This window comes from Paenibacillus sp. N3.4 (genome assembly GCF_008017805.1).
Taxonomy (GTDB): domain Bacteria; phylum Bacillota; class Bacilli; order Paenibacillales; family NBRC-103111; genus Paenibacillus_E.
Genome location: NZ_VRTT01000053.1, coordinates 1 through 22,693 on the forward strand (window position 1 = coordinate 1; position 22,693 = coordinate 22,693).

A 22,693-nucleotide genomic window follows, 5' to 3' on the forward strand; every position below is an offset into this window, starting at 1 on the left:
GCTGAAAATAGAGAAATCAAAGATATATAAGAATTTGGAGATATTGGATGAGCGGGAGAAGGAAGTTGTGGTGGGGCGGTTTGGACTGGAATTAGGCGGGGAAGAGCGGACGCAGCGGGAGATTGCTAAGGAGTTGGGGATTAGCCGGTCCTATGTATCTAGGATTGAGAAGCGGGCGCTCATGAAGCTGTATCATGAGTTTTATAAGGCGAAGCGGTAAGAACCTAGGATAAAAAATCGTAGACTTCATTTATTTGGGATCACGTGATCACGAAATGGAGGCGAAGGGAATGACCTTAATCCAAATTGAACATGTAAGTAAATTTTATTATATGGGCGGGGAAACGATTCGGGTGCTGGATGATATATCACTAGATATCGCGCACGGGGAATTTGTCGCTATTATGGGGCCGTCAGGCTCCGGAAAATCCACGCTGATGAACATCATCGGCTGTTTGGACGTTTCGGATGAAGGGGCCTACATCCTTGATGGGAAACAGATTGATTCCCTTAAGGATTCACAATTGGCGGAAATTCGGAATCGGAAGATCGGATTTGTATTTCAAAATTTCAACTTGCTGCCGAGATTGAATGCGTATGAGAATGTGGAATAGCCGCTAATCTATCGCGGGATGACGAAAAAGCAACGTGAGCCGCTTGTTTTGCAGGCATTAGAAGCCGTGGATTTGCTTGATCGCAGGAAGCATTTTCCTTCAGAGCTGTCTGGCGGGCAGCAACAACGCGTTGCGATTGCGCGAACGTTGGCAGGAGATCCTCCGATCATCTTGGCGGATGAGCCTACGGGAGCCCTGGATTCCAAGACGGGTGTGGAAATTATGGATATTTTCAGGCGGTTGAATGAGCAGGGCAGGACGATTATTGTGATTACGCATGATCGGCAGGTAGCGGAGCAGGCGAAGCGGATTGTGCGGTTTTGGGATGGGCGACTGAGAGGATAAATGGAAAATGAAGACCGGTATTCCGAAAGGTGTTTCGGTTTTTGATTAAATACAATGCAAAGTAGGTGTGGGAGGGGGCGAACTTGGTTACTAAGTATTATTTGGTTGTGGTGCAAAGCCCTGGTTCATGTTAACATCATTGAAATGAAGTCATGGGATGGAGCAACTTGCTTTGGAAGCGAAATTGAATTTATTTAAATGGAAGCAATATGAGTCGCAATCATTTTACTAACGGTGAGATGGTATTTGAAATATAGTTTAAGCTATCGAGATATAGTTGAAATGATGAGTGAGCGAGGATTTAAGATTTCCCATACGACGATCATGAGATGGGTCCATGAATTTGGACCTGAAATCGACAAACGAATCCGCCCCTTTTTGAACCCTCCTGAGGGGACAAACATGATCTTGCATGGCATCGGATAATTCGAGAAGAAAAAAGGTAGATACTGCTAGAAGCAGTATCTACCTTTTTTGAATGTGATTGATGGAAATCTATTGTAAGCTTTGCACATCCGCTGCACTTAATGGATAAGCGTATATGCTAACTTGGTCGATCAGGCCGTTCATCGTACTTGCGGAGTTGACGCCTACGGTCAACGGAAATGCATTAGATATATTTCCTCCCGTAAGCGTCGTGTTCTGGCCGACCAGAACAGAATCGACGTATAGCTTAAGCCCCAAAGCTCTATCGGCTACAGCCACGACATGATGCCACTGCCCATCTGCAAAGGTCGCTGTCGATTGAACCGCATCACTGGTACTACCATAATCCAACAAAAATTTAATGGTATTATTTGTTTCAAATCTCAACCAATATGCGGCATTTGTATCTCCTTTATTCACAATATATTTGATTGTGCCCGGCATGCTTGTCTTTACCCATGCGGAAACGGAAAAACTTCCTGTGGTTCCGAAATCAAAAGCATTGCTGAAGGGATCTCCCAAAGATACATAATCGCCATTTCCATCAAAGCTTAAAGCACCGCCAAACATACCACTCGCACTCCGAACAGCATTCGTAATTGTTCCATGATAACCATTGTAGGTAGAATCCAGCACTGTACTTCCTGTAGTTTCATCAAACTTCCAATATCCGTTCAACCCGTATAAATGTCCTACTTCCGCTGAATTCAAAGCGTAATTGTATAGTCTCACTTCATCAATTAAACCATTCATTGTGTTTGAAGAGCTATTTCCAATTGTCAATGGAAGGGAGTTGGAGATGGTCCCGCTTGTAGGGCTGTTATCTTGACCGACTAATACACCGTCGACGTATAGTTTAAGACCTGCTACTCTGTCGGCGACACCAACAACATGATGCCATAGCCCATCCGTATAGGTGGCTGTCGATTGAGCGGCATCAAAGGTGCTGCCATAGTCGAGAAGAAATTTAATGGTATTGTTTTCCTCAAATCGTAACCAGTACGAAGCGTTCGTATCTCCTTTATTCAAAATATACTTTGTTGTGCCCGTTACACTGGTTTTCACCCAAGCGGAAACCGAGAAGTTTTGTGAGGTTCCGAAATCAAAGGCACCGCTGGCAGGATCGCCTAAGTTCACATAATCGCCGCTGCCGTCAAAGGTTAAAGCGCTGCCGAATTTGCCGTTCGTGTTTCGTGTCGCGTTCACAATGGTTCCGGGATTAAGGCCGGTAGCGGAATCCACAACAGTATTTCCTGAAGTTTCATCTAAACTCCAGTTACCGACGATAGACTTATTCCACCAAATTCTCGAAACGATGGCCCGATTCGGAACGAGGGATCTCCATTCGTTGCTTGTCACGACGCTCAAATCAGGCGTAATTGCAGTGGTTCCAAAATTGCCCAATTGTGCCCGGTTGTCCGTTATCGACATCACGATTTGTTCTGTGTTTTTCTTGACCCGAAGCGTGACAGGATCGACTTCAGCCATCCATAAGGGAGCTCGATACCTGAGTATATCCGTGTTAGAAGCATCCTGACGGGTATAGACCAGGTATAGCGCATTCGGTTGTGTCACCCAATGCATCTGGGTATTCATACTTCCGGTTACCGCCGTCCCGTCCTCCCATTGTAAGGTAACTGCTGACTGCCAGATCAAACCGTCGCTGCTTTTGGCTAATCTGTTCTGGGTATCATCGCGAAGGGTCATAAAGTATTCGTTATTATATTGAGTAAGGGAAGTTTCAATGCCTGAACGGTTCCCGTTGCCCCCAGGATTCGGTACTGCTGAACCTTGACTCATATAGGAAAGTGCAGTGCCGTTAAATGAAGCCCTAATGACCTTTACGGCGCCCGTTCCGTCCAATAAGTTGATGGGCCAAAGCAGGTCTCCCGTACCATCGTCTACTTCATATGGATAAACACTGCCGGTATGTCCGAATACATTAGGCCAGTCCAATAAATACCAATCGCTGCTCCAAGTTGAAGAGGCAGGATCGTATATCGCGTAAGCGGGGTAGTTATGTTTCTTTGCAAAATTAAGACCATAGGATTGGGCCATGCCGAACAGGACGATCTTTCCTGTTTTTTTGTGATACACGGGGACGGGATCAATTAACATACCTTGGTAACCATCCGGCAATGTCTTCCATTGAAATTGAGGAATGGTTGTCAGCGATGACCAAGTCTCACCTAGATCCGCGCTGGATGTATAAGCGATATCATAAAAGACATCCGATAAATTGGTAGGGCTTTCATTTTTATCTTTGGAAACGGTACACATAATTTGGGGACTTGCACCATTCGGGATGGACGCACACCTCATGTGCGTCCACCAAAAGTTATTTGAACCATCATTTTGATAAGCTACCTTTTCATCAAGCGTATAAGAAGGTGATGAAGACGCATGTGCAACAGATGAATTTACAACTATGAAGCACCCAAGCACCAAGGTAAATAGGAAAGTGAAACAGAGGCTATAAAGAAGTTTTCTTTGATTTTCTTTCATAATAAAGTCTCCTCTCATCATATCCATTGCCATGAATCATATTTCATTCATTTTAAAGCGCATTCAAAAGTAGATACTTACTATCGTACCCCTTTCCTTTAGAAGTTGGATGCTATCTCATAATATCACTATGAACGCTATGCGATAACGGGATGAAATTTAGATTTAGTGGATTTAATTAAGCATTATTATGCTGAATTGACTTCAAGTCATCCGCAGGAAGAGAATGTCTCCAAATCGGTGAAGATTGTATTAGATAACTCTAATGATTGTGTTACGGACCTCAGATGCTTCTTTTATATAATAAATAGCGGAATAAACGAATAATTTGGTGAAAGTGAACATCGAGGGGGGAAAACCGGAATGAAAATCACAGCAGTTAAATGTATCCTTGTCAGCGCTCCGTACGCAAATAAAGGGGACGCGGAGCGGGAAATTTGTTTGAAAACGGGATACCGTCCAACGGCTTTTCTGAAAGTGGAAACAGATGCAGGTATTTATGGTTTGGGTGAAACCTACGCGGGTACTTATGCACCCGAAGCAGTCAGAGGGATAGCGGAACAGATGGAGCACGATCTGATTGGACAAAACCCGATGTCCGTCCTTGAGATGTCCGATCGAATGCGGGTTGCTAATTATTACCTGGGACGAATGGGATTAACGCAATGCGTGATCGGCGGTATCGAGATGGCGCTTTGGGATCTAAAAGGTAAGGCGCTTGGCGTTCCTGTTTACGAATTGCTTGGCGGTAAGGTACATAATGAAATAATGGCTTATGCAAGCGGTGGCAATAATAAGCCAATTGACGAGCTTAAACAAGAAATGCGTGACTATGTGACACAAGGATTCCGGGCAGTGAAAATTCGCATCAACCTGCTGCCGGATATCGACGCGATTGAAGAGAAAGTAGCCGTATGCCGCGAAGCTCTTGGGCCGGATATCGGATTGGCTGTTGATGCCGCGCAAGGCTTAGCTAAATATCCATGGTCTGTCAAAACAGCCATTGAGATTGCAAAACGTATTGAGAAATACAACCTACTTTGGATTGAAGAACCGGCAGAGGTAACCAACTATGAAGGATTTGCGGAAATTCGGCGCAACGTCAACATTCCGGTTGCAGGAGGGGAGACGGTAACGAGCCTGGTAGAAGCTGAATCATATTTGAAAGCGAATTCGCTCGACCTGTTCCAGCCGGATGCGGCCGTTATCGGGGGATTGAGCGTGTTCCGCCAGGTAGCGCAAATGTGCGAACGCAAGTCCATTCCTATTGCCGTTCACGCATGGTGCGGAGGTGTGGGCATCATGGGGAATTTCCACGTGGCGTTCGCTTCTAGGAACTGTACGATTCTGGAGCTTTCCAATGTGCCGAATCCCCTGCGTGAGGAAATGATGGTTGAACCTTTGAAAATGGAGAACGGTAACATACAGGTTCCGTCGACCCCTGGGTTGGGCGTACACTTACCAGATGGGCTGGAAGAGAAATATCCATACCTTCCAGGTTCTGTATATCGGGTTCCGCTGACGGTATCCTAATAGGAAGGTGGGAGAAATAAACTATGAAACCTCACGTCTTGGTTGCTGTCAATGGTTTTACGGAAAAACACATGGAACGGATCCGGCAGGTATTGTCCGATTGGGCAACTTTGGAGCAAATTAACGAAGAGACTCCTGAGTCAGTTTTCCGTGAAAAGATAGGTAGATCGCAAATTGTGGTTGGTTGGCCGAAAGCGGAATGGCTTGCAAGAAGCCCGGTTCGGCTTGTCCAATTAGGAAGTGTTGGTTATGACGCTTTCTTGGGCAACACGCATCAAGAGGGTACCTCTTTTACGCTTTGTAACGCTAGCGGTGTCATGTCGGTAGCTGTAGCAGAGCATTTAATGGCTATGATGTTCGCACTGACTCGTCGTATTTCGCATCATATACGCGATATGAATGAGCATAAATGGAGTCGTCAATTTGAATATGAAGAGGTGTTTGACAGCACGGCATGCATTGTCGGTGTTGGCGGCATCGGGACAGAAATCGCGCGACGTCTGCGCGCATTGGGCGTTCGCACCATTGGGGTGCGACGTGAAATTGGGGAATCGCATCCTTACATGGATGAGATGTACCCGAGCTCCCGCTTGCAGGAAGCTGTAGCGCAAGCGGATCACGTAATTCTAATCTTGCCCGGTAACGCATCGACCGAGAAATTGTTTGACACTGCGATGTTCGCTTCTATGAAGAAAGGATCCTATTTCTATAATCTGGCCCGCGGAAGTATCGTCGATGAGAATGCTCTGCATGCGGCATTGAGCAGCGGTAGGCTGAAGGGGGCGGGGCTTGATGTCTTCGAGGTAGAACCGCTTCCGAAGGGAAGTCCGTTATGGGAAATGGATAATGTGATAATTACGCCTCATTCGGGAGGACGGTCGGTCAAAGAATTCGATCGTTTCTGTCAGTTGCTCTTGAACAATCTGATGAATTACCGTGACGGAAAACCATTTCTCAATCAGGTGAATTTGTAAAAGTATGTTTGACATGACCATATACGAGGTGAAATGACATGATGAATACAATAAAATACGCAACAATTGCGAAATCCTCTGCCAATAACCCAAGGAACGATACGGCTTCCGTCGCTGAGTTGGAGGATGGCACATTGTTAGCGGTTTGGCACAAATATGACGGTTCTTTTGGAAGCGATTTCGATCTATGCCGGATTTATGCCAAAACCTCCATGGACGGCGGAATGACCTGGGGACGCGAGCGGATGCTGATCGATGTCAATCCGGAAGATCACAATGTGCAGGCTCCTGGTCTGTGTCTTCTTCCCAATGGAACGTTAATACTCCATTGCTTAAGAGGTCATCGAGGGGGATCCAGTTCCACAATGGAAGCCCATGTCTCGAAGGATGGAGGCGAAACATGGGAATTTCTCACACACATTTGGGAACGTACGAAGGGTCAATGGCTGCAAGGCGGTGCGAACCATATCAACCTGTTGTCCAGCGGCCGATTGTTGCTTCCCTTCCACTTTGGCACAGGCCATCAAGGTGGTCAGCACAATGAGATCGGATGCTACTTTAGCGATGATGACGGATTTACGTGGACGCGTGCCGCTGGTACCGTAGATCTGCCTATGCGTGGCGCCATGGAATCCTCCGTTGCTGAAATGAGCGACGGACGTCTTCTCATGTCCATCAGGTCCCAATTGGGCGCGGTGTTTTTGTGCGCTTCAATGGACGGCGGCAACACGTGGAGCTTACCGCAAACAAGCGGTTTGAAATCGCCGGAATCATGCACTTGCGTGCGGCGGATCCCCGGCATCGACGCACTTCTTCTGTTATGGAACGATAGCCAGTACGAACCCGGTAAGCATCATTTCGGACGACGTACGCCTTTAAGCGCAGCGGTTTCTACAGACGGCGGGGAATCCTGGAGAAAGGTGGGAAATATTGCGGAGGGACCGAATGAATATACGAATCTGAATTGTATGTTCACGAAATCCGGCAAAGCGATCATTACCTATATGCAGGTTGAGGATCCGGCATTTCAGGAGCTGGAATCGGATCCGCCCTTCAAACGGACCGGGATCGATTTAATGGCGGCAGTGTTAGACACCGCAATAATGGTTTAGGCAAGGCAACTATCGTCGATAGACGATAGTTGTTTTTTCATACTTATCAAGGTAACATCTAATGATAAGGAGAAACAATCTTCTCTATTTGTAAGCGCTTATAACAGGGGGGAAGGGATCCGATGTACAAAGTATTGATTGCTGATGATGAGGAGTTTATTCGCGAAAGGGTAGTCAATAACATGCCATGGGGAGAAATTGGATTTGAAGTGGCAGGGTGTGCTTCTGATGGCGAATTGGCTCTGAAAATGGCGCGCGAATGTCATCCGGATGTCATTTTGACGGATATTTTAATGCCGAATATGACGGGACTGGAGCTTGCTCAGTGTTTGAAAACTGAATTTCCTCACATCAAGGTTGCGCTGATGAGCGCCTATGATGATTTTCAATATGCCAAGGAAGCGATCCGTTTTGGGGTGAAGGGATACCTGCTTAAGCCGATCATTCGTGATGAATTCCTCGAGTTGTTCCGGGGTGTGGCCAATGATTTGAAGAAAGAGGCTAGCCAACCCGTTAACTCCGTTAGTCATTTGGTTGTAAGGACGAATGGAGATCGCAATTCTTATGTTGCTGTTGCGAAGCAATATATTGCTGAAAACTATACAGAGCGAATCAGGCTTGAAGATGTTTCGGAACGACTGCACGTCAATCCGAACTATTTCAGCACATTATTTAAGCGGGAAACGGGTAAAAATTTTATCGATTATCTGAATGAAGTTAGAATCAACGAGGCTATGAAATTACTGCTGCATACCGATTACAAAGTTTTTGAAATTTCGATGAGTGTCGGTTATGGCAATTTTTCGTATTTCAATAAAATATTCAAACGCTTAAGCGGTGTTACGCCACAAACCTATAGAGAATCGGGCGGATCGCTCTACTTGTCCAAGGAAGGCGTGTAATGAAGCGAAAAGAGATAAAGCTGAATCGTTTTTTGTTGCTTTTCTCCCTTTCGATCGTTTCGCTGATGCTCATCATTATCGGCTATGTCCTTTATGTGAAAACCGTACGTTATATTGATGAGAAAACCGATATGGTGCAAGCCATGAAATTAAATCAAACAACCGCGGATGTGCGCAAACAATTCGAAGATATTTACCAAACCATAGATAGTTTGCGTAATAACACCATATTAATTCAATCGTTGGACAAATTAGAGCGGCCAAACGCAACATCGTATGAAAAGGTGAGCTTGTCGCAAAACGTAGAGTCCTCCCTATTTAATTTGAATAAAGGAAATGAGTTCATCAGCGGCATTACGGTTTGGACAAGGGGGGGCCAGTACAGTTCGAATGCCAAATATTCCTCCTATTATTTTGAAGGCAATCAACTGCCTATTTCCAATCTGGACAATCAGATCAAGTTCGTCTCCTTAAACCAGACTTATCAAGCATTTGGCTTGAAATCGTTGGACATCAAAGATGACGCGCTGCGAAATCTGCTGGACACATGGAACAAATCAAGTTACTTTATGTGTCCGATCAAAGGTCCAGAAGGCACACTCGGCATCCTCACGATTAATTTAAATGCAGGGTCGTTCAATCATATTCTTCCATACGGCGAATCGTTGGCGGTCTTGGATTCACTGGATCAGGTATTATTTAAGGGGAACGAAGTCACTCCAGAGATCAATGAACTGCTGGAAAATATGGAGAATACGCAGCAAATGGACGGAGTTCCACTCTCGGGGAAACGATATTTTTTTCGGGATATCGGATTTCATGACATCCGTATCGCTTTGGCCGAAACCGAATCGGGGTTTCACAAAAGGCAATTTCTGACGCTTGGGGGATATTCGCTCATCATTTTAGGCGGCAGCGCTTTGCTAACTTTTTTTCTATCGCATTTGATTGGCCGCAAAATTTTGTTCCCCTTGCACAGTCTGATCAGTTGGATAGGAAGGCAGCGCAGCTTGGAGGAACGGTGGGAACCTGTAGAAGTTGGGCGAAATAGATACAAAAGGTTCACGATGAGGGACCGTTTATTTGTCTATTTATTAATAACGATACTGCTTCCTATCTGTCTTTTCGTTACGGTTTTTTATGTGCAATCATCGCGAATCATTACGCAGGAATTGGAAGAAACCTTTTATACGTTGTTTGATAAGACAGCTCATAGGGTAGAGTTATTTGCCGATCAAAAAGAATCCGCCATGACCCGGTTGGCTTACGATGCGTTCGTTGTATCCTACGTGGATCAACCAAGCGACAACCTTCAACAGCATATGGATCAACTGATATTCGACAGTTTTTTGCCGATTCTCAGTGAGGATGCCATTGGCATCTATAATATAAATAATCAATTGATCTACAGCAATCGATATAAGCATGCAACCCAAATCGACCCGGCTTTTTTCGAGCAAATGCGCGCTAGCCGTAAAAATATTTTTTACTGGCTTCCACCGACAGATACAGCATCCTCTAAGGTAAGTTTAAGCATAGGCATCGTCGATATTAATCGTTATTCCAGCCCGATTGCTTATATGAAAACGGATATAAACGGTGTTTTCTTCACCAATTTGTATGCCGATCTGAATGGGAACGGCAGTGAAGCGTTTATCATTGATGAAAACGGACGTATAGTATCCCATCCTGATATGGGAAGAATAGGGCAGAAAGCCGACATTCCTTTTCAATTGGGTCAATCGGAGGGGACTCTATTCCGCACGGATAACGCCATATATTTTTCCAAGAAAATGACTGCTTTACCCTGGTATGTGATTGCAAGGTACGATGCTTCGGAGATAAAGGATCAAGTGATACGTCTCTTTTTCGATGATATTTATTTGTTGGTCATTCTTTTTTTGCTGATTCTCCTATTTTCCTACTTGATGTCACAGTATTTAGTGCAACCGCTAGCTTCCATTCAAGACCGTTATCTGAACATTGATCTTGAACATGTTAATCAATTAACTCTCCACAAAGCCTTTGCGATCGATGAAGTTGAACAGTTGAGAATTTCTTTTAACTATATGCTGGAGAGGATTCACAGGCTGGTACAAGATACGCTGGGTGCGAATGAAGAAAGGCTAACCCTTGAATTTGAGAAAAAAGAGCTGCACATGGAGGCGCTGCAGGCACAAATTAATCCCCATTTCCTTTATAATACACTTGAGAATATCATGTATATGATTGAAAAGGGAGAGCGCCATTTGGCCGTAGATATGATTGGATTACTGAGTCGTCTGTTTCGATACGCTATGGGGAAAGACAGCCCATTGACGACGCTTAAAGAAGAGATCGTCTACTGTCAGTCCTATTCGAAGATCATGAGTTACCGTTATAAGGACAGAATTCATTTCGATTGGCATTTGGACGAGTCGCTGAACGAATGTGTCGTTAATAAGATGATCCTCCAACCCATTATTGAGAATGCAATAAGACACACCCTTAAGACGAATAACAGCGAGATTAGGATTAGGGTCAGCTGTATGAAAAAGGAGCATTGTATCGAAGTGGTCGTAAAGGATAACGGCCCAGGCATAGAACCAAAAAAGCTGGATGAAATCCGTCTTCATTTGGAGAAAAGAGACCGGCGAAACGTAGGATTATATAATGTGAATAGCAGAATCAAGCTCCATTTTGGTGAGGCGTACGGCTTATCGATCCATAGTCCGGGTGTTGGAACGACAGTGACAATCCGTCTTCCGTATCAGGGCGTCAACTCGATGGAAGCGTCCTCAAATGTATGAGATTCGTATTATAAACCCCTGATGATAGTGTTACTGATCTCAGGGGCTTCTTATTTATAATGAATAGGTAAGGCAAGCGATAAGATTAGGGGGATGGATATGACAAGTAAAAAAGTAAGCGTTGCCGCACTAAGCTTGGCAGTGGTCTTGATGGCTTCGGGATGTTCGGGGGGGAAAACAACGAGCGAACCGAACGTTACCAATGCATCAGACAAGCCGGCGGATACATCGAAAACGCTGGACATCAGTTGGGTTGGCCAAGGGCAAGAGGCAAGATCGAAGACAACAACAAGGTTCAACAATTGATTGAAAAGAAATTCAATGTGAAATTGAAAAATCGAAAACTGGATGTAAACAACAAGGAACAAAAAAATCTGATGGTAGCATCGGGAGAATTACCGGATATCGCCTTCATGGATGCGCCGGAAAAGTTATATTCGGATGCTGTCACCCGAAGCATATCCAAAGAAATGATCATGAAATATGCTCCTAATTACGCTAAAGTTTTAAGCGATCAGCCGACGGGGTGGAAAATAAATCAAGTTCCTGGTAAGAATGGCGAATATTATGCCCTCACGGGTTATAAACAAGAATGGGATAATCTCACTTGGGGTCAAGTTTACCGTCTGGATTGGATGGAAAAACTTGGATTTAAACCTAAAGGGGACATCGTTCCCGTGGGTACTTCCGGCGGTGCCGAAAGAGTTTTCTTCTCCAAACAAGCGTTTACACTGGATGAAGAGCAGAAAATGTTCGAAGCGTTTGTCAATAACGATCCTGACGGCAACGGTAAAAAGGATACGTATGGTTTGCTTCTGAACAATAGCGATGCATCTTGGGCTTTAAGTACGGAAGCTGGGGCGTTTGGCATTGGTTGGGATTATGGCGCTGGTGCGGATTATAATATGGAGGAAAACGGGAAGTTGGTTAGTTATGCGATCAGCCAAAACTATAAAGAGTTTCTGACATATATGGCCTCTTTAAATAAAAAGGGGTATATCGATCCGGAATTCACCACATTAAACCGCGCTAAAAGCTGGGAAAAGTTCGCTGCCGGGAAATACGGCGCAGCGCAGGTGCAGGTTCAAGCGGCAGGAATGGTGCCATTTACGTTCAATCGTCCGCCCGGAAATCTCATCCTGAAGGATCCGAATGCGAAATTCCTTTTTACCCCGCCGCCTATCGGTTTTAAAGGTCAGCAGGGTTCGGCCGCTTATACGCCTGTAGATGGATTCGGCTACGCGATGGTCATCAAAAAGGATGTCTCGGATGAAAAATTAGCTCGCATTCTCCAGATTTTTGACTATTTGAACTTGGACAAAGATGGGCTCATGCTCTCAGCGTTTGGTGAAGAAGGAAAAGATTATTCGTGGGAAGCTGAGCCCTATAAGTCGGCTGTCATTCCTAAACAGGCAGCGGAAGTCGAAAAAGACGGTATAGGTTACTACAATTTGCCGATCCAATTTGGTAATGTCAATGCGTATTATAGTAATGCTGCCGTTTCCAAATTGACAGATCTGTATTTTGGTGCCGAAGCAGGCAGGAAAATTGCCTATCGGCCCTTCAAATGGGATTATTCCAATCAAACCAAATTCAATGAGTTGAAAACCAAATACGATGCAAAATTAAAAACGATAAAGGATGAATTCTTGTTTAAGTCCATTACGGGTGAGCTGAATGTCGATTCTGCTTGGGATGCCTACGTGAAGAATTGGCGCAGCAGCGGTGGTGATGAGATTCTTGCCGAACTGGAAAAAGCGCCGAAAGTCGCCGATCTCCGTAAGAAGTAATTTGAAATAAAGAAAAAACGGATAAGAGTTGGAACGTGGGAGATTTGTCGGAGACAAATCTCCCCACTTTTTAGAAAGGCGGAGGAACATGGCTATCTCAGTTGAAACATCAGTCATTAAAGCGAAAACATCCAGAGCTCTGAAGTGGAAAAAAGTAAAAAAAATGAAAATGTTGTATTTTCTTTTGCTTTTGCCTGTCGTGCATCTTGCTATCTTTCATTATGCGCCGATGTATGGCGTTATCATTGCTTTCAAGGACTTTAAAGCCGGGCTGGGGATTTGGGACAGCCCTTGGAATAATTTTGAACACTTTAAAAATATGTTTCATGATTTCGTATTTATAAGAGCACTCCGAAATACCGTCATCATCAGCGTGCTGCGGCTTGTGATAGGCTTTACATTCCCAATCATTTTTGCGCTACTGATCAACGAAATCATGCACAATAGATTCAAGAGGACCGTACAAAGTATTTCGTATTTACCGCATTTCATGTCTTGGGTCATTATTGCCAGCATGGTCGTTGAGGTATTCTCCCCACAACGGGGGGGTGTCAATTACATCATTACCTTTTTCGGCGGAACACCGATCAATTTTTTATCCAGTAAAACTTATTTTATTCCTCTTCTGCTGATTTCCGATGCCTGGAAGGAAGTGGGCTGGGCGTCGATTCTGTATCTGGCTTCGATATCTTCGATTTCACCGGAGATCTATGAAGCGGCGGAATCAGACGGGGCTAACCGTTTCCACAAAATGATTTATATTACACTGCCTTCGCTTATACCTGTGATCACGATCTTATTTCTACTTCGTTTAGGTCACATTTTATCCGGCGGGTTTGATCAAATTCTTAACTTGTACAGTCCGTTGGTATATGAGGTTGGAGATATTATCGATACCTATGTTTATCGGGCGGGTCTTGTCGAATTTAGATTAGATTATTCCGCTGCAGTCGGTTTGTTTAAAAACGTGGTGGGGGTTGTTCTGCTTGTCACGGTGAATCAGATTGTGCGCAAATTCAACGACTATGGGGTGTGGTGAAAATGAGGCTAGTGCAGCAAAGAGCCGGCAGAATCCGTGTCAGACTTCAACCCGGTTGGTGGTTTGTTGGTTTAAACAGCTTGTTTATGGTTATTTTTTCATTGGTAATCTTGTATCCGTTCTGGCAGGTGGTGGTGTTATCCTTCTCCGACGGAAGAGAAGCGACTACGCTTGGTTTTCATTTTTGGCCGAAAAATTGGTCCTTTGAAGCTTATCGGTATTTGCTCTCCTCCGGGGAGATCGTTCGGCCCTATATGAACTCGATTTTACGTACCGCCTTCGGGACTGTATTGGAGGTTTTATTTACCATACTGGCCGCTTATCCGCTTGCCAAGAAAGAACTGCCTTTTCGCGGGGGGCTTACCACGTATTTCATCATCCCCTTGTTTTTCAGCGGAGGGTTAATTCCTACTTATCTGATCATTCGCAGCTTGGGGCTGCTCGACAACTTTCTAGTTCTCATCATTCCGGGGGCCGTTGCCATTTTCAGTATCATCATCATGCGAAATTATTTTATGTCGCTGGATGCAGCTTTGGAGGAATCCGCCGTGATCGACGGGGCCGGTTATGTAACGCTTCTGTTTAAAATCATCTTGCCGATTTCGACGCCTGTACTGGCCACCATCGCACTTTGGGCTTCAGTCGAGCATTGGAATGCATGGTTTGATGCCACGATATATATTCGCAACCGCAATTTGACGGTTATACAAGTGATTATGCGTGAAATGTTGGCATCCGCAAGCGAACAAAGCAATGAATTGACGCTTAATAATAATGCGCAGCAGGCGCAACTTGCGATGAGCAACGTTCGCTCTGGTATTGCGCTGCTTTCGATAGGACCCATCATATTGATATATCCATGGATGCAAAAATATTTCATTAAAGGAGCTTTGATTGGCTCCGTAAAAGGTTGAAATTTGGAGGGATTGTATGCGTATTCGTTTTGATCTATTTCCCGGCGGAAAGAGCAAAGCTTTGACGCTAAGTTACGATGACGGACGGGAATTCGACCGGAGCATGGTTCGTATTTTAAATGATTTCGACATCCGGGGGACGTTTCACTTGAATTCCGGACTTTTGGGGAAACCAGGTTATTTGGATCGTTCGGAAGTGAAAGAATTATTTAGTGGGCATGAGGTGTCAGCTCATACGGTCAGCCATCCATTTCTGAGTTTGTCTCCAAAGGAAAGAATTGCCGATGAGATCTTGCAGGATCGCCGAGAGTTGGAGCATCTTGCAGAATATCCCGTAAAGGGGTTGTCATACCCTCACGGCGCTTGGAACAAGGAGGTTGTGGCGCTGCTTCCTGCACTGGGAGTGGAATATGCTCGAACCACGAATAATCATGGCGGCTTTGACATGCCGGACGATTTTTTATTGTGGTCCCCTACTTGCCATCATCGCGATATGCTGGAATTCGGCCAGAAGTTTATCGATGATCGACCGCGTCATCCTCGCATGTCACTGTTATATGTATGGGGTCACAGCTATGAATTTAATAACAATCAAAACTGGGAGCAGCTAGAGCGATTTGGTGAATTGATCGGTCGCCATCCCGATATTTGGTATGCGACCAATATTGAAATCGTGCTGTACATGAAAGCATTACGCCAATTGCGGTTCGCTGTTTCAGGAGAGTGGGTTCATAATCCTTCCGCCATGTCCGTATGGTTGAGTTTGGAAGGACAGGCCGTAGAAATAATGCCTGGAGAAATGAAAAAACTGGTCGTATGAAACAAAGTATGCGCTGAAAATGGTTGATATAGAAACTATAAAACGAGTGTTAAAGGTGACTAACCTTAACACTCGTTATTGTGTAGAAATTATCCTTTAACACTTCCGGCGGTTAAACCTTCAATGAGGAATTTCTGAATGATAGCAAAGATCAGAATAATCGGAAGGATGATAATGACGCCACTGGCGAGAATGCCTCCCCAGTTGGTCGAGCCCATGCTTTCCATGACCTCGGCGATGCCGACCTGGACCGTTTTTGCAGAAAGGGAGTTTGTTAAAATAAGCGAGTATTGGTAATCGTTCCAACCAAGAATAAAGGAATAGAGGCTGATCGCCACTAACCCGGGCAAAGCAAGGGGAATCACAACAACAAATAATGTTTTTAATTTCGATGCGCCATCCATGTAGGCCGCTTCTTCCAGATCGATCGGGATTGTTTTGAAAAAACCGCTCATGATCCAGACGCCAACAGGAATTGTCATTGTGCAATAAATCATCACAAGAATGGTTTTAGTATTCAAAAGCGACATCGAGGATGCAAATTTATACCATGGAATCATAATCATCGGTCCCTGAATCATCTGGGCTAATACAAGCAGTACGAATATTAATTTGATCCCTGGAACTTTATATCTGGCTAAACCATAACCGCTGATACAAGCGATCAATCCTGTTATCAGCGCGGTAATCGCGCAGGTGATCAGAGAGTTGGACAACAATTTGCCAAGCTGGATCCCTTTTTTTCCGAGAGCCCATGTATAACTATCCAAAGTAAAAGGTGATATCCACCATGTCGGTTTAGAGGCAAATATGGCTTCGTCGCTCTTGAATGAAGTATCCAAAAGCCAGAGAAAAGGTACCAAGGTAAAAACTAATAATAGAAACAAAATCGTGTATTTCCATATTCTCATCAAGTAAGTTTCTCTCATGTTCTCGCCCCTTAACTATTATCTTTACCAAACAATTTGGCATAAACAAATACCATAATCAACACAATCAGCATCGATAAAGTTCCAATAGCAGCGCCTTTGCCTAAATCCAAATAAACGAATGCGTGGGTGTATAAATAGGTCGGTAAAATGCTGGTCGTATAACCCGGTCCGCCATTGGTCAATGCCCAGATCATTTCGAACTTCGTCCAAGATGCAATGATTGAAACCATGCCGGTGACGTACATGATGGGTTTTAACGAAGGTAGTGTTACATAACGGAATCTTTGCCAATTGGTCGCACCGTCAATTTCTGCAGCCTCCTTCATCTCACTGGAAATTCCCTGTAGTGCGGAAAGCAGCATCAAAGTAACATAGGGGAACCCTTTCCACGTGGAAGTAAGCAGCAAGGAAGGCCACACCCAAAATTCGTGTCCAAGCCAAACGATGTTGTCCTGTAGCAGGTGCAGCAACTTTAAATAGTAATTGAGTAACCCATATTGTCCGTCATAAATCCATTTCCAGATGATGCCGATCACAACAACAGGAGAAACCCATGGAACCATCACTAACCCACGCCATAGGCCCCTAAGGCGAAGCTTCTGATTTAGGATGAGTGCGGCAGGAACAGCAATGAGGAACTGAAGTAACGTGGATCCGATAACCCATACTAGGCTATTCCTAAGAATAAACCAGAAATGATCGTCATTCACGGTCAGCTCTTTATAGTTGCTCAATCCTGTGAATTGCATGCCGCCGCCATGAAGAAGCGAATAATTGAAGAAACTGAGACGAATCGTATCGAACAACGGATAAAATTGAAAGAACGCCACATATAATACGACTGGCGCAAGCAGTAAATAGCCGAAAGCATACCGTCTGATAAGCGAACGGTGCTGTTTATTTTTTATGGCAATAGAAGAAGCAGGTTGTTTGATTGGGGTGTCCATAGGTGAACTTCCTCCTTTATTAGAGTAAACTTTCGCATTTTGATCATAAATAAAAACGGGGAACAGCGACTTATATTTCCTGTCGGTTCCCCGAAGCATGCTGACTAACGTTATTTAAACTTGTCTTTTATTTTATTGATCCCATCTTTGATAGCCGTGTACGTTTCTTCTGTACTCGTTTTTCCCGTAAGAAGCTTCGTTATATTATCTTGCACAACCGTCTCCATCTCGGGTTGCCCTACGATGGTAGCCATTGGAACGCCGTTGTTGACAAGGATTTGGTTAAAGTCTTGTAAAATTCGCTTGTGGCCATCGATGGCTTTGGGATAAACTTTTTCAGCCTTTTTGACGATCTCATCCAAATTTGCATTTTTCATCGCGGTGACGTTAACTACCGCTGCTTCTGACGTATTAAACTCGGAAGAGGACCACTCTTCGATTAGCTTCCATGTGACATCTTTATTTTTGCTGCCTTTGAACATGCCTACGCCAACGCTCGATACCGGTGCTTGTGCCTTGTCCCCGGAAGGTCCTTTCGGATATGGAATCGCTCTGGTTACCTTAATAATGTCCGGATTGATGCTGTACACATTAGCGGAAAAGTATGTTCCCGCAGCAACCATGCCCACTTCTCCGTTGCTAAACGAACGCCACATTTCCGGATAACCCCAAGTGAAATGTGCTTTCGGTTCATAGGCTTCTAGTTTTTTGAAATGATCCAGCGTCTCGATATATTTTTTCTTTGACGCTTCCGATGTATCGTTGAGCAGAAGCCCATTGCTATATGCGGCTGTGAAAGGAACTCTGAAAGCAAAACGAGCTACGCCCAGAGGATATCCAAAGCCGTACTTATCGCCTTTGGTCATGAGTTGAGCTGCTTTTTCCACGCTCTCCCAAGTTTTTAATTCTTCAACTTTCATGCCGGCTTCGTTCAGCATTTGTTCATTGACTAGGAGGGTAAATGAGTTGGCAAGATTCGGAACGGAATAGATTTTATCTCCTCTGGACGCATATTCCAGTGTGCCTGGAAGAAAATTATCTTTTTTCAATGCGGAGCCTGTTTTATTGAGATAAGGAGAAATGTCCTCCAATCCGTCCAACTGCACAAGGTTGGTTACGTCTTGGGTCATCGTCATATCCGGATAATCGGCAGATGAAAGCATGATAGGTAACTTCTTCTCCATATCCTGCCAGGATAAGAACATGTACTCAATGTTGACGTTAGGATACTTTTCTTTCATTTTTGTTTTAAATTGATCGGCTAACTCTTTTTCCGCTTCAGATGTTCCCGGATAGACGAACCGGATATCCGCTTTCACGGTTTTCCAATCGATTTCTTTCGTTGCTGCTGACGGAGCTGATCTTGGCGCACTCTTTTCCCCGTTGTTCGAACTGCAGCCTGTCAACGCTGCACTTGCCAATAAGGTTAGGCTGATTAGGATCATTGCAGGCTTTTTTAGCTGTTTCATGTTTACCCCTCCTTGATGATTTGGATGCAAATTTATCGTAATTGTTACAGGGTTTTATTACAATGTGACGATTTTAAGGATTGGTGGACTTATTCAAGCAAGTGTGAATCTGCTATACCTTAGATGTTTGCGAAGCTTTATAATGCTAGTAATCAACATGATTGAGGAGAAAACACGATGTTTCAATTCAAAACATTGCAAACCAAAATGCTTGTTGCTTTCATTTCGCTTGTGCTTATTCCCGTTATTGGTCTGGGCATTTTCTCGTACAACATTGCAACTCGTTCTTTGGAGAAACAGACCATGCAGAATCAAGTGCAAATCATCCGGCTTATTGCCGACAATATCCAAAATATGCTGGATGATGCTACCGATCTCTCTTCCTTTATAGTCGGGAACGAAACTATTCAATCGCTGCTCAGCCAAACTTCTCCTTCATATGTTGGTGATCCGCAAAAAACGATTTTCAATTATTTATCTAATTTGAAGCAAGCTAAAACGTATATTTCATTTATTATTTTGTATGGCGAAAATAACTTTCTGTTTAAAGATTTCTCAGGATTTTTCAGGCAGGTTGTTCCCTATGAAGAATTTAAAGAATCACCCTTGTATATGGCTACGGCTGCGCGTAACGGTCAGTCTCACTTGGATTATTCGGGATCGCCTCTGTTTATTTATGCGCATAATTACAATGACATCGTATTAGGACGGCGTATTTTAAGTTTGTATGATGCGGACAAAAAGTTGGGCATGTTTTTTCTTGGAATTAATCGGGACGCGTTAAGAGATGCCATCCAAGACGTGAAGATCAGTCGGACGACCAATCTGCTTCTGTTCGACGACAATTATCAACTCGTCGCAAGTAAGTTGGACGATAAAGAAATGAGCAAAAATTTTAAAGACAATGTGAACGAAATCAAAAACCTGCTGCTGCCCAATCAAACCTGGATCTACGAAATAGGAAATAAAAAGTATTTGGCTGCTAACACATCCATTGAGCTGTATCGTTGGCATATTGTGAGTCTTACCCCCATGGAAGATATCCAAAAGCAGTATGGCATTGTTCTAAGCAGCACGATCGTATTGACCTTCTCTCTCCTGCTCGTTGCGGTTGTGATGTCCATATTACTTTCCAAAGGCATTACCCTGCCAATTAAGAAATTGCTTCGGTCCATGAGCAATTTTAAACGAGGTGACTTTAATCAAAAGGTCCCCGTGGAGTCAAAAGATGAAATCGGAATGCTTACGCAAAAGTACAACGAAATGGTCGTTGAATTGAATGATTTGATTCAGAAAGTGTATATCAGCCAAACAAATCAGAAAATGATTGAATTGAAGACACTTCAAGCACAGATCGAGCCGCATTTTCTTTACAATACGTTGGATTACATTTTCTTTAGCTCAAAACTCAACGGAGATAACCAAACGGCTAGAGTCGTTCATTCGCTCAGTGAATTGTTCCGGATTTCTTTGAATAAGGGAGAAGATTTCTACAAATTAGAAAACGAAATGAATCAAATCAAAGCCTACATCAATATTCAACATGCGCGATTCCCTAATCGATTCACGCCCATTTATCATATTGATTCTACTATCGGCCATTTTATTACGATGAAGCTTCTTCTCCAGCCGATCGTCGAAAATGCTATCCTTCATGCATTCAAATCATCAACAGATCTCCAGGGAGTTCTTTTGATTCATTCCTGTATTCAAGGGAGCGATATCATTTGGACCGTTCAGGACAATGGTTGTGGAATGAATGCGGATCAAGTCGAACAACTGTTATATATCCCTGTACGAAGTAAAGGCGGTTATGGCCTGCGAAATGTGAATGAACGCTTGCAGATGATGTTTGGTCCTGCATATGCTCTGCAAATCAACAGTATGCCTGATGTCGGTACCACTGTAATTGTAAGAATTCCTATCATCGAAAATGAAGAACAATGGGGGAAACTATATGAAAGTCATGGTCATTGAAGATGAACCGATCGTCATTAAAGGACTGCATGTTTTAATTCCATGGGAGGAGTATGGCTTTGAATGGCTTCCTCCGGCGGAAAATGGAAGGAAGGCTCTGGAGCAAATGGCAAGCGCACCGCCCAATTTGATTATCGTAGATTGTCAAATGCCAATTATGGGGGGAGTGGAACTGCTTACAGAAATTCGCAACCGGAAATGGTCAATAAAATCTATCATTCTCAGCGGCCATGATGAATTCGACTATGTCAGGCAAGCGCTTCAGCTTGGAGCTTCCGATTATCTTCTTAAGCCTCCTGACACGGATATGCTGTTAGATGTGCTCATTAAGATCAAAAAAGAATGGGAGGAAGAGAACAAACGAAACCGCCAACTACAAGAAAATTTGCCGTTAATCCGGGATAGGTTTGTTAGAACCTTATTGGAAGGGGCGCGAATCAATGAGAAGTTGTTTATGGAAAAAACCGCCTACCTCAAGGTTCCGTTGACCCTGCAGCCTTTCCGGATGGTTTTGCTGCAAATCGAGCAGGATCCCGAAATTGTCAGAAATTATAATTATGAAGATCAACAGTTGATGAATTTCGCTATCCAAAACATCGCTGAAGAAACTTTGCAAGACTGGGAAAATAAATGCATTTTTCTTGAGTTGCCGGATCGTTTTGCGATTATTGTAAATATGACATTTTCAATGGAGGAACTTCACCGTGACCTGCGGCTTTTGGCGGCGAATATAAGACAAACATTAAAATACTTTGTCACAATTGGTATCGGGGGCCTTTGCGAACAATTGGTTCTTGACGGAAAGATGGCCTATGAGCAGGCCAAAACAGCCTTGGAATATAAATATTATACCGGACCGAACGAAGTCATTTTTATTGACGACGTGGATTGGGAAGCGTCAAAAGGAAAGCGGAAGAACGATGAACAGGAGCCTCCGATGATGGAAACGTCCGCCATTGAAGAAACATCATCGGCTCATGAAAGGCTGCGCATGGCACTAAAAATAGGTAATTTTCAGGAATTAGAGTTATGGATGCACTCCTTTTTCACTGATCTTCAAGAGCGGGAGATTACCATCCCATTAACGAAAACGGAGAGCCTGAAAGCCATGATTTCCGGAGCAAGCGTTATCTCCGAATTGCATCCTAAGATGCAATTGGATCATTTATTGACCGCTGAGCAGATTCAGTTGGTTTTATCTGCTGCTACGCTGGAAGAACTTAGTCAAATCTGCAAAACGTTTCTTCGCTATTTGCTCCAGCTGACTGTAGATTTGCGGAAATCCGGCAGAAATAACGTGGTGGAAGCCGCTAAAGCTATACTTGAGACCCAATATGCAAGCAACCTTTCTTTGGATACAATTGCCAAAGAAGTATTTGTGTCGCCTGTCTATCTAAGCTTTTTGTTTAAACAGGTGGAGGGTGTAAATTTAACCGACTACGTGACCCATGTTCGGATGGATAAGGCAAAAGAACTGCTGCTCGGCTCTAATCTGAAAACGTATGAAATCGCCAATCGAGTGGGGTACCAAGACGAAAAATATTTCAGTAGGCTTTTCAAGAAGAGGATCGGGATGACCCCTACTGAATTCCGTCAATAAGACTA

Annotated in this window: 17 protein-coding genes and 2 pseudogenes; 15 read left to right on the forward strand and 4 right to left on the reverse strand. The window is 44.0% G+C overall.

The window, feature by feature from the left end; translation table 11 throughout:
* From FU659_RS23305 to FU659_RS23315, 3 genes and pseudogenes are all read left to right on the forward strand, one after another.
* On the forward strand, positions 1–220 hold a 220-nt coding region (locus tag FU659_RS23305; protein WP_147949748.1), incomplete at its 5' end, for a sigma-70 family RNA polymerase sigma factor.
* Positions 221–290: 70 nt separating this feature from the next.
* A pseudogene (locus FU659_RS23310) lies at positions 291–959 on the forward strand (ABC transporter ATP-binding protein).
* Between the two features lie 157 nt (positions 960–1,116).
* A pseudogene (locus FU659_RS23315) lies at positions 1,117–1,340 on the forward strand (hypothetical protein); the annotation flags it as partial.
* Between the two features lie 114 nt (positions 1,341–1,454).
* On the opposite strand, the gene FU659_RS23320 reads toward FU659_RS23315, so the two are convergent.
* Entirely contained in the window at positions 1,455–3,890 is a 2,436-nt protein-coding gene (locus tag FU659_RS23320) for a sialidase family protein (RefSeq protein WP_187274343.1), read from the reverse strand.
* 363 nt (positions 3,891–4,253) lie between these two features.
* Between FU659_RS23320 and FU659_RS23325 the strand changes: the two genes are divergently transcribed.
* From FU659_RS23325 to FU659_RS23370, 10 genes are all read left to right on the forward strand, one after another.
* On the forward strand, positions 4,254–5,423 hold the full coding sequence (locus tag FU659_RS23325; RefSeq protein ID WP_147949750.1) for a mandelate racemase/muconate lactonizing enzyme family protein: 1,170 nt from the start codon (positions 4,254–4,256) through the stop codon (positions 5,421–5,423).
* A gap of 23 nt (positions 5,424–5,446) precedes the next feature.
* Positions 5,447–6,397: a D-2-hydroxyacid dehydrogenase gene (locus FU659_RS23330; RefSeq protein WP_147949751.1), complete on the forward strand. Its 951-nt coding sequence runs from the start codon at positions 5,447–5,449 to the stop codon at positions 6,395–6,397.
* Between the two features lie 38 nt (positions 6,398–6,435).
* The gene (locus tag FU659_RS23335) at positions 6,436–7,509 is read left to right on the forward strand and encodes a sialidase family protein (protein WP_147949752.1); all 1,074 of its coding nucleotides are present in this window, start codon (positions 6,436–6,438) and stop codon (positions 7,507–7,509) included.
* A gap of 122 nt (positions 7,510–7,631) precedes the next feature.
* The gene (locus FU659_RS23340; RefSeq protein ID WP_147949753.1) at positions 7,632–8,411 is read left to right on the forward strand and encodes a response regulator transcription factor; all 780 of its coding nucleotides are present in this window, start codon (positions 7,632–7,634) and stop codon (positions 8,409–8,411) included.
* A complete protein-coding gene (locus tag FU659_RS23345; RefSeq protein ID WP_147949754.1) occupies positions 8,411–11,200 on the forward strand; it encodes a sensor histidine kinase in 2,790 nt (929 codons plus the stop codon). Before FU659_RS23340 ends, FU659_RS23345 begins: the two co-directional genes overlap by 1 nt.
* Before the next feature lie 99 nt (positions 11,201–11,299).
* Positions 11,300–11,506, forward strand: a complete 207-nt coding sequence (locus FU659_RS23350; protein WP_147949755.1) for a hypothetical protein — start codon at positions 11,300–11,302, stop codon at positions 11,504–11,506.
* The gene (locus tag FU659_RS23355) at positions 11,449–12,990 is read left to right on the forward strand and encodes a type 2 periplasmic-binding domain-containing protein (protein ID WP_222708613.1); all 1,542 of its coding nucleotides are present in this window, start codon (positions 11,449–11,451) and stop codon (positions 12,988–12,990) included. The genes FU659_RS23350 and FU659_RS23355 overlap by 58 nt, the downstream gene beginning before the upstream one ends.
* A gap of 88 nt (positions 12,991–13,078) precedes the next feature.
* Complete coding sequence (locus FU659_RS23360; protein WP_147949757.1) at positions 13,079–14,029, forward strand: ABC transporter permease; 951 nt, start codon at positions 13,079–13,081, stop codon at positions 14,027–14,029.
* Positions 14,030–14,031: 2 nt separating this feature from the next.
* Positions 14,032–14,943 (forward strand): carbohydrate ABC transporter permease, encoded by a 912-nt coding sequence (locus tag FU659_RS23365; RefSeq protein ID WP_261807993.1) that lies wholly within the window; start codon positions 14,032–14,034, stop codon positions 14,941–14,943.
* 16 nt (positions 14,944–14,959) lie between these two features.
* Entirely contained in the window at positions 14,960–15,763 is an 804-nt protein-coding gene (locus tag FU659_RS23370) for a polysaccharide deacetylase family protein (protein ID WP_147949758.1), read from the forward strand.
* A gap of 89 nt (positions 15,764–15,852) precedes the next feature.
* Here FU659_RS23370 and FU659_RS23375 read toward each other — a convergent pair whose 3' ends face one another.
* The 3 genes from FU659_RS23375 to FU659_RS23385 all read right to left on the reverse strand — a co-directional run bounded on the left by FU659_RS23375 (position 15,853) and on the right by FU659_RS23385 (position 19,111).
* Positions 15,853–16,692, reverse strand: a complete 840-nt coding sequence (locus FU659_RS23375; RefSeq protein WP_147949759.1) for a carbohydrate ABC transporter permease — start codon at positions 16,690–16,692, stop codon at positions 15,853–15,855.
* 11 nt (positions 16,693–16,703) lie between these two features.
* Complete coding sequence (locus FU659_RS23380; protein ID WP_187274344.1) at positions 16,704–17,642, reverse strand: carbohydrate ABC transporter permease; 939 nt, start codon at positions 17,640–17,642, stop codon at positions 16,704–16,706.
* A gap of 110 nt (positions 17,643–17,752) precedes the next feature.
* Entirely contained in the window at positions 17,753–19,111 is a 1,359-nt protein-coding gene (locus tag FU659_RS23385) for an ABC transporter substrate-binding protein (protein WP_147949761.1), read from the reverse strand.
* A gap of 177 nt (positions 19,112–19,288) precedes the next feature.
* On the opposite strand from FU659_RS23385, the gene FU659_RS23390 reads away from it, so the two are divergent.
* Positions 19,289–21,088 (forward strand): sensor histidine kinase, encoded by a 1,800-nt coding sequence (locus FU659_RS23390; RefSeq protein ID WP_147949762.1) that lies wholly within the window; start codon positions 19,289–19,291, stop codon positions 21,086–21,088.
* Positions 21,069–22,688 (forward strand): response regulator, encoded by a 1,620-nt coding sequence (locus FU659_RS23395; protein ID WP_187274345.1) that lies wholly within the window; start codon positions 21,069–21,071, stop codon positions 22,686–22,688. The genes FU659_RS23390 and FU659_RS23395 overlap by 20 nt, the downstream gene beginning before the upstream one ends.
* The last annotated feature ends 5 nt before the right edge of the window (positions 22,689–22,693 follow it).

Excerpts from the sequence above, each read along its gene's own strand:
- FU659_RS23320 (WP_187274343.1), bottom strand. The coding sequence starts at position 3,890 with ATGAAAGAAAATCAAAGAAAACTTCTTTATAGCCTCTGTTTCACTTTC.
- FU659_RS23325 (WP_147949750.1), top strand. The coding sequence starts at position 4,254 with ATGAAAATCACAGCAGTTAAATGTATCCTTGTCAGCGCTCCGTACGCA.
- FU659_RS23330 (WP_147949751.1), top strand. The coding sequence starts at position 5,447 with ATGAAACCTCACGTCTTGGTTGCTGTCAATGGTTTTACGGAAAAACAC.
- FU659_RS23335 (WP_147949752.1), top strand. The coding sequence starts at position 6,436 with ATGATGAATACAATAAAATACGCAACAATTGCGAAATCCTCTGCCAAT.
- FU659_RS23340 (WP_147949753.1), top strand. The coding sequence starts at position 7,632 with ATGTACAAAGTATTGATTGCTGATGATGAGGAGTTTATTCGCGAAAGG.
- FU659_RS23345 (WP_147949754.1), top strand. The coding sequence starts at position 8,411 with ATGAAGCGAAAAGAGATAAAGCTGAATCGTTTTTTGTTGCTTTTCTCC.
- FU659_RS23350 (WP_147949755.1), top strand. The coding sequence starts at position 11,300 with ATGACAAGTAAAAAAGTAAGCGTTGCCGCACTAAGCTTGGCAGTGGTC.
- FU659_RS23360 (WP_147949757.1), top strand. The coding sequence starts at position 13,079 with ATGGCTATCTCAGTTGAAACATCAGTCATTAAAGCGAAAACATCCAGA.
- FU659_RS23365 (WP_261807993.1), top strand. The coding sequence starts at position 14,032 with ATGAGGCTAGTGCAGCAAAGAGCCGGCAGAATCCGTGTCAGACTTCAA.
- FU659_RS23370 (WP_147949758.1), top strand. The coding sequence starts at position 14,960 with ATGCGTATTCGTTTTGATCTATTTCCCGGCGGAAAGAGCAAAGCTTTG.
- FU659_RS23375 (WP_147949759.1), bottom strand. The coding sequence starts at position 16,692 with ATGAGAGAAACTTACTTGATGAGAATATGGAAATACACGATTTTGTTT.
- FU659_RS23380 (WP_187274344.1), bottom strand. The coding sequence starts at position 17,642 with ATGGACACCCCAATCAAACAACCTGCTTCTTCTATTGCCATAAAAAAT.
- FU659_RS23385 (WP_147949761.1), bottom strand. The coding sequence starts at position 19,111 with ATGAAACAGCTAAAAAAGCCTGCAATGATCCTAATCAGCCTAACCTTA.
- FU659_RS23390 (WP_147949762.1), top strand. The coding sequence starts at position 19,289 with ATGTTTCAATTCAAAACATTGCAAACCAAAATGCTTGTTGCTTTCATT.
- FU659_RS23395 (WP_187274345.1), top strand. The coding sequence starts at position 21,069 with ATGAAAGTCATGGTCATTGAAGATGAACCGATCGTCATTAAAGGACTG.